The 8,974-nt window shown below is 44.6% G+C and carries 7 protein-coding genes; 4 read left to right on the top strand and 3 right to left on the bottom strand.

Features of this window, described 5'->3' with window-relative positions; genetic code table 11:
* Positions 1–266: 266 nt before the first annotated feature.
* The 3 genes from ACLFWI_RS21045 to ACLFWI_RS21035 form a co-directional block, all read right to left on the bottom strand.
* Complete coding sequence (locus ACLFWI_RS21045; RefSeq protein ID WP_446414539.1) at positions 267–974, bottom strand: DUF928 domain-containing protein; 708 nt, start codon at positions 972–974, stop codon at positions 267–269.
* Positions 975–1,125: 151 nt separating this feature from the next.
* On the bottom strand, positions 1,126–3,435 hold the full coding sequence (locus ACLFWI_RS21040; RefSeq protein ID WP_446414538.1) for a CHASE2 domain-containing protein: 2,310 nt from the start codon (positions 3,433–3,435) through the stop codon (positions 1,126–1,128).
* A 58-nt stretch (positions 3,436–3,493) separates the two neighbouring features.
* Positions 3,494–4,012, bottom strand: coding sequence for an AAA-like domain-containing protein (locus ACLFWI_RS21035; RefSeq protein WP_446414537.1), 519 nt, complete (start codon positions 4,010–4,012; stop codon positions 3,494–3,496).
* Positions 4,013–4,523: 511 nt separating this feature from the next.
* Between ACLFWI_RS21035 and ACLFWI_RS21030 the strand changes: the two genes are divergently transcribed.
* The 4 genes from ACLFWI_RS21030 to ACLFWI_RS21015 all read left to right on the top strand — a co-directional run.
* Positions 4,524–6,233: a DUF7453 family protein gene (locus tag ACLFWI_RS21030; RefSeq protein WP_446414536.1), complete on the top strand. Its 1,710-nt coding sequence runs from the start codon at positions 4,524–4,526 to the stop codon at positions 6,231–6,233.
* 217 nt (positions 6,234–6,450) lie between these two features.
* Positions 6,451–7,371, top strand: coding sequence for an XDD3 family exosortase-dependent surface protein (locus ACLFWI_RS21025; protein ID WP_446414535.1), 921 nt, complete (start codon positions 6,451–6,453; stop codon positions 7,369–7,371).
* A 648-nt stretch (positions 7,372–8,019) separates the two neighbouring features.
* Positions 8,020–8,199 carry a hypothetical protein gene (locus tag ACLFWI_RS21020; RefSeq protein ID WP_446409218.1) on the top strand — a complete coding sequence of 60 codons (180 nt, stop codon included), beginning with the start codon at positions 8,020–8,022 and terminating at the stop codon, positions 8,197–8,199.
* Between the two features lie 83 nt (positions 8,200–8,282).
* On the top strand, positions 8,283–8,974 hold a 692-nt coding region (locus tag ACLFWI_RS21015; RefSeq protein WP_446414534.1), incomplete at its 3' end, for a sugar transferase.

Genomic DNA, 8,974 nt, shown 5'->3' with positions numbered 1-8,974 from the left:
TCTGTAGGGGCGGGTTTAGGGACTAAATTCAGATATTCACCGATAACGGAACAACTTGCACCCGCCCTCCTCACCGATAACGGAACAACTTGCACCCGCCCTCCCTACCGATAACCTGTGAACAAAACCCGCCCGCCCCCAACCCTTAATCACAAATAATATCCTCAGGATTGATGGGTTACGGCGGATAGAGGATTAAATGGTTATTGACATAATTTAATACCGCCTAACCCACCCTACAACAAGACAAAAGAACAAATGATCAATTAATCATCTATCGCCTCAACTTCACCCGCGATCGCATCTCGTGGTAAATCCTCTAAACCCATTGATTTTAATAGGGTTTCCCAGGTTGAGGGGAGACGACGAAGCGGGGAGATATCCTGGGGCAGATCATACCATAGATTATGTTCAATTAATAGGTCAATCTGTTGGGATAAAGCGGCTTGCTGTATCTGCGTCTCTAAGTCTTGGTTGTCCAACCGTTTTACCCATCCCTGATGCCAAACGCGATCGCGCATGGATGATCCGGAGGATGTACAATAGAGCATGAGTTTCCAGGTGTAGCGTTGATTTGGGGCTAAAGGTGGCGCGGTTTTGGGTAAACTTATCTGAATTAAACCGGGGGTTTGGGGTAGGGAAAATTCCTGTCGATAGATGGTATTTTGCTGTTCGTCTTCTATGGTAAATTTACCCGACTCTAGGCTACGGGTTTGATAGGGAATGTAGAACCAAAGGGTAGGATATCCCGTGAGAGTGTAGCCCGAAAATTCGCTATTAGTCAGGGGTAATAAGGGGGTAAAGGGTTGATCGGTTTTCTCACAGGAACCCCGAGTTCCACCGGGCTTTCGTTCTTCGGCGGGTTCACTATCTGGGGGTTTGGGTAGATCATTGGTGGCGGGTGGGGTTTGATTGATTGGGGTGGAGGTGATCAGAATTAAGGAAAGAATGAGTGGAAGGTTTGGGGAAATCATTGTTTTTTTCTCCGGGTTTGAGGTTGGGTGGTTGGGTGTTTTTTTAACGCAGAGGGGCGCAGAGGTTAACGCAGAGGGCGCAGAGGGGTAGGCGTAATTGATGTTCTATTGATGTTGATTGGGGTTGGGTTGATGTTTATGGGGGTTGGAGTTATATAGGTTGGTGTTTCCATAAGAATAGGTGGGTGATTAGATAGGCAAAAATAGAGGGGGTGAGGGGAAGGTAAAAATGAAGGGTGATAAAAATAGTAAAGCTAAGTCCGCTGATGCTAATCAGGATAATTCCGCTGGCGATTCCTCGATAGAACAAGCTGGAAATCCGCCAGTTGATTAATCCGGCTGATAACGCCCAAGTTCCAATCCAAAGACTCTCTATCCACCAGGGGGGAAACTGAAGTAGGGGACGTTTATCCGCAACGGCGCTAATCAGTTGACTGATTTTATGGGCGTGAATATATAAGCCGCGAATCTCCTGATTATCTGGTGTTTTAAAGTAATCCTTAACACTGGGATCAGTCACGCCAATTAATATAATTTTGTCTTGAATTAAAGCGGAATTGACTTGATGGTTGAGTACCTGAGTCAGGGTGACAGTGGGCGCAATTTCCTCGCTGCGGCGATAGTTGAGTAGGATTTGGTGTCCTTTGACTTGGGAGGCGGTATAAAATCCAGGGTTCTGGTTGAGAATATTGAAGCGAATTCTGCCAATTTGCCATTGTTTGGCGGTGGGAAAGTCAACAGAAAATCCCTGATTCTGTAAATAACGCAGGGCGATTTGCGAACTAAAGGAATAGTAGGCGGAACAGTTGGAAGGTTGAGGCGGATTCATGGCTAAAAGATGACGGCGAACAATGCTATCGGAATCGGTAATCACATCACTAAATCCTAAACGCTGGCGGGGAATTTCTGGTGGCGGTGAGATACCTTCAGGATCATTGTGATTGGGATGGGTACAAATCGGAATCACGCGATCGCGTGTTTTGAGATACTCAATTAATTCTGCTTGACCTTTGCCTTCAGGTCGGTCACGATAGATATCTAAGCCGATAAGTTGGGGCTGATATTGGTCTAAGGTTTGTAATAATTGCCGCATTGTGCGATCATGTAGTGGATATTCATTGCCTAAGTTGGCGATATCCTGCCGAGTCACCTGCACCAGCAACAACCGTTGATCGGGTTCCTCCGGCTGACGCGATCGCCCAAACCAATCAAACGTCTGGAATTCCCAAGATTGCCATACACCCAGCGATCGCATCCCCATCACTAATACTATTACCCCCACCGTCGCGGCGATTACCCGCCACCGGGGAAGGGATGGTGAGGGAGAGGGAATCGACTGAAGCTGTTGAGTCACCCAATGGCGATCAAATACCGAAGCGTAAATCCGATTCGCCACCTGTAACTGTTCTCCCCGCTTCACCACTAACCCCGATAACCGTAATTGCTGCTGCAAATTATTCTCATCAGCCGGAACTTTTTTCCGTTTTAGTATCCGGTGATACAGCATTAATAACGGTTGATTATCTTGATATCCAGACAAGACGCGATCGCGAATCGTCCGTAAATGTTCAGGATTATCCTGAGACAGCCAGTTATCGAGAATGTGCGATCGGACTACCTGATCCACAAGGGATTGGGAATAGTTTCCCCTGAGAAGGGCGGGTTTAGTCAAGTGATCAATGTGTCTCTCTTCCCCAACTGTCTGACACACCAACCGACATACCTTTTGCGTCAGAAACGGTTGTCCCCCTGTCCAATTTAATATAGCCTGAAGTACCGCATCAGGATAACGAACCTTTCCCTGTAATCCCCTAACTAAAGGTTTCGCCTCTTCCCGTGTAAACCCCTGCAACTCAATCGCCAAACTATCAATATTAAACGGCGTGCGCTGATTATCCGCAATCAAATCCGATGGCGTCGCCACTCCCAACAACGCAAAGGTTAAACGCTGGTATTTCGGCTGAGTTGCCCGTTTATTATAACAAGTACGGATAAAGCCAAACAGATCATCCTTAAAGGCTAAATTCAGAATACTATCGATTTCATCAATAAAAATAACAATCTTACCCGCAACCCTTCCTAATACCTCCTCATCCACGAACTTACTGAACCGATCAAATGGAGACAAATACTCATACCGATACCACCACTCCCCCTCATCCAGATCCAACTCAAACCCACTCACCAAATGACTCACCATTGTGCCATAAAATTCTTCCTGAGTAATTTGATAACTACAAATATCCCGCATTTCCATTTCCACACAAGCAAACCCCTGATCTTGCAGGCGTTTCATCGTCCGCACCAACAAACTCGACTTACCCATCTGACGAGAATTCAGCACATAACAAAACCGCATCCCCCTCAATCCCTGAAAAAGTTCTTGATCCGCCGCCCGAACCACATAATTCGTCGCCTCCAGAGGTAAAGCGCCGCCTACTTGATAATCGTCATTTGTCATTTGTCAAAACACTGATTTCACGGATTTATTAGAGAGATTGGGGTAGGGAGGTGAGAGGTTAGTTGCACTGATTACACCGACTCAATTCGGCGCGATAACCCTGATCCGCCGCATAATTCAACACCCGTGACATCAACTCCGTTTTCCCCATCTTCCAAGGCGCTTTAATCCGCAGTAAACATCCCGGCTTCAGGATTTCCTGATAACAGGTAGGCAGAATCCCCGGTTCAATATAACGATCTTGACAGAGAATCGCACGGGAATCTGTCTTTGGATTCCTCAGTTGTTCTCCATGCTGCTGATATCGCACATACTCCTGTCTTAACCAGTCTCGCAAGCGCTTAAATTTCCCCTTTTTCTCCATATTCAGCGCCGGACAAGAATGGGCAAATGTCGCATAAATTCGCCCCATTCTTCGTTGCAGCGTCACTTCACTGATATGCAAATCAGCAGCAATTTTGGCATCAAGTTCTGCCAAATTCTGTTCCGCAAATCGGACACAAAACACCTGTCTCTCATCGGCATCAAATATACCCTGATAATCTGCAATTTGTTGTAAAAATGTATCCCACGACATAAACAGCTATAGGTATTCAATAGTAAGCAAAATTGTAGGGGCGCAGGTTGTGCGTCCAGAAAATCGCCAAAATCTATTCCACTAGACTATCATTTATAATCCAATGATTAAACTGAACGTAGCTTGAGTCAGCGATGCGAACCTTTATAGCCAAGACAGCACAACGCTTAACGAATAAGCTGTTCGGTATTTAAACCTTAATATCAATAATAGCCCAATCCTTGTAGTGCGTTTAGCGAAGCCATGCCGCAGGCTTTGCATCTTGCTCGCTACTCATACCCAATTTCAATGCATGACAGCTTATTTTTGGCTAATATTGATACCTTCTGATGGCTGGTGATACCTTTTGATACCTTTTCAACAAACCCTCACAATTCTATCTGATAGCTAGCTGTGGGTTCAGATGCAAAATAAACCGATTTAATAGACTTATAAGCAAAGTACAACCATCTGATCAATCAGACTATTTTACAGTTATCTCAACTCTCTCAGAATTTTCAGGAGTACGATTATGCTGAAATTCAAGCCAATTCTTTCCCTTACCGTAGTCGGACTATCTCTCAGCCTACTCAGTAGTAGTAAAGTATTAGCCTTCAGCTTCAACTTTAGCCCGATCGCAGAAACTAGCAGTTCATTCAGTTCCTTTAGTAGCCTTGGATCAGGACTCGGTACCGCAGGTGGGAATAGCGGCTATAAGTTGTCCAATGACGCCGACTATCAAAACGGCAAAGGACTAGCAATTAACAATAATGGTCAAGTCGTCTTTTTTGCCGAACTCACGTCAGGAGACCAAGGAATCTATGTTGGTACGGGTGTAGGGGGACCAAAAATCATTGTTGATAACAAATCTGACTCTATATTTAGCAGTTTTGGTCAGGGACTAGCCCTCAATAATGATGGTACTGTCGCCTTTTTTGCTGATGTAGATGCTGGAGGTCAAGGCATCTTTACTAGCAACGGTGTCAGGAATACGCAACAAATTGCCCACACGAGTGGAACCTATAGTAGCTTTGCCCCTGGACTGGCGATTAACGACAGTGGCACTGTAGCCTTTTTTGCCAATCTTGATAATGGTGGACAAGAAATCTTTACCAGCGACGGTAATAAAACCATCCAAATTACCAACTGCATAGGTGCTGGCTCATCTGAGCAACAATGTCCTCTGTCCAGTAGTATGCTTGATCCTCTTGCACCTGACATTAATAATCAGGGAATGGTTAGCTTTGTCAGTCACTATGGTGTGTTTACAGGGGATGAGAATGGCAACTATCTAATTGTTGCTGATCAAACTAACTTTTGGAATGGTTCATATCGGGAAGCCAATATCAATGACCAAGGACAAGTCTCAGCGTTTGCTCATAATAATGGCGCGGGACAAGTCATTTTTAAGGCGGATGGCATTAATGGTGAACTGATTGCCGGGAATAATTATGAGCAGTCAGAAACACCAGATACATTCTATAATGTTGGCACCAGCTCTATCAATAATAAAGGACTTGTCGCGTTTATGGCAAATCAGGTCGTTGAAGGGTCTAGCGCCTTTAGCAACCAGGATAAAGGTATCTTTGTGGGTAGTAATGCAGTCGAGGATAAAGTTATTGGCATTGGCGATACCTTATTCGGTTCCACTGTAGTTGATTTAGCTATGGATCGGCAAAGCCTGAGTGATGATAATGAAATTGTCTTCTGGGCAAAACTGGAAGATGGAACTGAGGGAATTTACCGCGCTAATAATATTGCCGATTCTCAATTTAATCCCTTGCTTCCTGATAGTACCCTGGATGGAGTGTTCCGATTTATTGACGTGATTGGCGGCAAATGGTACGACCCACCTTCCGCCTATGGATTCCACTATGAAATGACCGGGGATTCTTTATTTACCTCAATTCTGAACTTCCCAGTTGGCTTTGAAAATCCCTTCACCGTATCTGTAGGAGATACAAATCTGGGTGAATTTCTACCCGGAGACAGTATCGATTTTGTCTCGCTTTTGGGTAATGGTGTTTCTGAGTTTACGATTACCGGACTTGATGTTGATCCGACTAATCCCACAGCGTTCCCAATTAAACTTGACTTTGATACAGATACGGCGAGTTTCGATATGCATGCACTCATAGAGGAAGACAGTCAGAACGTACCTGAACCCGTTTCTGTATTCAGTTTGTTGACCTTTGGTTCGGCTGTTGTACTACTGCGTAGGCAGAAATCACGGCAGGTGTAGGGGCGGGTTTTACAACTATCTTATCGGTTGCACCCAGATGTAACTAAACCCGCCCCTGCCAACGTTTTTTTGACAGATCTACCGTAGGGTGGGTTGAGCGAAGTCGAAACCCACCAGCATACCAGTCAGTGACATTGATCTATACCTATTGAATCTTGGCTAGAGTTATTTATAGGTAAAGGAACCAACAAAAGCTGAAAATTTGAAGGAGAAAAAAATGTTGAACTATACCGCAAAACTTTCTATTTCTACTCCAATCATCTCTATCGCCACCCTATGTGGTTTGCTATTTGCCACAGGCGAATCCGCTCAAGCTGCTACGTTTGCTCTCAATGAAGATACGACGGTTGATACGTTTACCGAATGTGTCAACGATGGTATTGCCCTCAAAGTTGGCAAAAATCCCGTTGATGAATCAGGATGGCAATATGCGATTGATTCGTTTAATGATGGTGTGGATGGAACTCAAGTCGGTGGAATTGGTAATCCCTATGAAATTTACAGTTTAGCGCTCAAGGAAACCAAAGATAGCCTTTTTGTGGCGATTAATGCCAATATGTCGTTAACAGGTGTTGATGGAACCAGTGCTGATGATGGAAATATTGGTTGGGGTGATTTGTTCTTCAATTTTACCAATCAAGATTTCACCACGGCGAATAATCAAGGGGATTTATTCGGGGTACGTTTTGCCGGAACCAATGATTCCTTAGTTCCTAATCTTGGTCTTTATGGCAATGTCACCGCGATTAGTACCACAGATATTAATAGTGGATTTAGTAGTCTAGCAAAGTACAACCAACGAGTGAGTGATTTTTGCCAAGGTGCTGACTGTAGTCCGAGTCTGGGGGATTTACCTGCTGATACGTCCTATTTTGACCAATCTCAAAGTTTAAATACGATTGGTTCCGGTGAATTTCTCACCAGTCTTATGTATCTGTCTGAGTCTGAATTACTGGCGGCTGGCTATGACGTGAATCGCTTTGATGGGGAACATACGATCGCGTTCAAGTTTGATAAATCGGGAATTTGCGATCGCGGCTACTGTACATCTGTCCCTGAACCCTCTGCTGGCTTGGGTTTAGCCGCCCTCGGTTTAATGGTTGGCGTCAATCAACTGCGTAAGCGTTACTCAGCTTGAAAACCAGGCGTTGTCAAGGTTACAGCTACTGGCAGATAAGAGTGCGATGCCGGACGTATCGCGACTTCACCCATTTCTTAAATACTCAACATTTTACATCTGTCAATAGCAAGGTTTGGGAGCAGGTTTTATGGCAACCTCAAGACGGATTCAAACCTTATCTATCGCTATAATTGAAGTAGTTAGTGCTGGACTCAATATAGTCACTATTTCGCAACTAACACCGCTTATTTTCAGTCCAAACACACCGTTTAATTTTCAGCGTGAGACGGAACAGATCACCCATCAACCTGCCGGGACTATTTGCCCATCTCGCCCGACTCTCCCCTGTGCAGAAAGAGCCCGATAGATAAGAAAGGAATAGGGAATAGGAAGGGTAAGGGACAAAATTTTACAGAATAAAACCCGATTTTCTGTATTTTTTACTACATTTTTGCCTGAATTTTATCCGGGTTGTCCAAGCTGGCGATCCAGTGAATACAGAGTTGGTGATTAAGTTTGTAAAGATTTGTGACAAAATCCTGACTCTTTGCATAAAGGGGAGGAATGAAACCAGAGTGATAATTAGAAAGTCAATTCACTGTCAACCAATCCAGGAAACTTATGTGGAACTTCATTTTCAGCGGATCAATCCTCTTTTACATAGTCATGCTACCGCTTTTCTTCACGCGATGGCTAGGCTTCTTACAACGTGAGGAAAACCTCTCTCCCCAAACCCGATTTCACTCGCTCATGTTCTTACTCATCGCCGCTATCCTGTGGCCCCTAGTCGTACCCATCTCCTACCTAGAACTATTAGAACGCCAAGAACAGCTTCAGAATTTTTGAGCAACCGGAGTGTCCTGTCCATTTCTGACACCGCATCAATCACTATTACATCCCAAGTCGCCTGAACTGAAGGAACAAGTCCAATGACTGCATTTACCCTTAACCCAAATCGTTGCGATGAAGACTATATCCATCAGCCATCACTCTTCAATAATCAGAGATTAATTTTCTCCCTTCATCCTTCAACCTATTCCATTTCTAAACGCTGCATTGATATTATGGGGTCTCTAATCGGACTTCTGATTTTAGGGATTCTTTTTCTCCCCATCGCCATTGCCATAAAACTCGATAGTCCCGGTGATATTTTCTATAGTCAAACCCGCCACGGACTTTACGGCAAACCCTTCAGAATCTGGAAATTTCGCTCAATGATTCCCCACGCGGACGCCCTAAAATCCCAAATTCATAATCAAGTCCAAGGACACCTGTTTAAGAATGACAATGACCCCCGTATCACTCCTGTGGGGCGTTTTCTGCGCGGCACTAGCTTAGACGAATTCCCGCAATTTTGGAACGTTTTAATCGGAGAAATGAGTTTAGTTGGCACTCGTCCGCCCACGCCAGATGAAGTAATCCATTATAACCCCCACCATTGGCAACGATTAAACGTAAAACCGGGGATCACAGGCGAATGGCAAGTCAAGGGGCGATCGCAGGTACAGGATTTTGAGGCGGTGGTTGCTCTTGATTTAAACTATCAGAAACAATGGCATCCTGGGTATGATTTAATGATTATTTGGAAAACAATTTCCGTTGTTTTTACCCGACTCGGTGC

The organism is Coleofasciculus sp. (assembly GCF_046539235.1).
Classification (GTDB): Bacteria; Cyanobacteriota; Cyanobacteriia; order Cyanobacteriales; family Coleofasciculaceae; genus Coleofasciculus.
This window is presented reverse-complemented; position numbering and strand designations above follow the sequence as displayed.

Bases quoted from the DNA above. Each gene is read 5' to 3' on its own strand.
- ACLFWI_RS21040 (WP_446414538.1), bottom strand. From the start codon at position 3,435: ATGACAAATGACGATTATCAAGTAGGCGGCGCTTTACCTCTGGAGGCG.
- ACLFWI_RS21035 (WP_446414537.1), bottom strand. From the start codon at position 4,012: ATGTCGTGGGATACATTTTTACAACAAATTGCAGATTATCAGGGTATA.
- ACLFWI_RS21045 (WP_446414539.1), bottom strand. From the start codon at position 974: ATGATTTCCCCAAACCTTCCACTCATTCTTTCCTTAATTCTGATCACC.
- ACLFWI_RS21020 (WP_446409218.1), top strand. From the start codon at position 8,020: ATGCTACCGCTTTTCTTCACGCGATGGCTAGGCTTCTTACAACGTGAG.
- ACLFWI_RS21030 (WP_446414536.1), top strand. From the start codon at position 4,524: ATGCTGAAATTCAAGCCAATTCTTTCCCTTACCGTAGTCGGACTATCT.
- ACLFWI_RS21025 (WP_446414535.1), top strand. From the start codon at position 6,451: ATGTTGAACTATACCGCAAAACTTTCTATTTCTACTCCAATCATCTCT.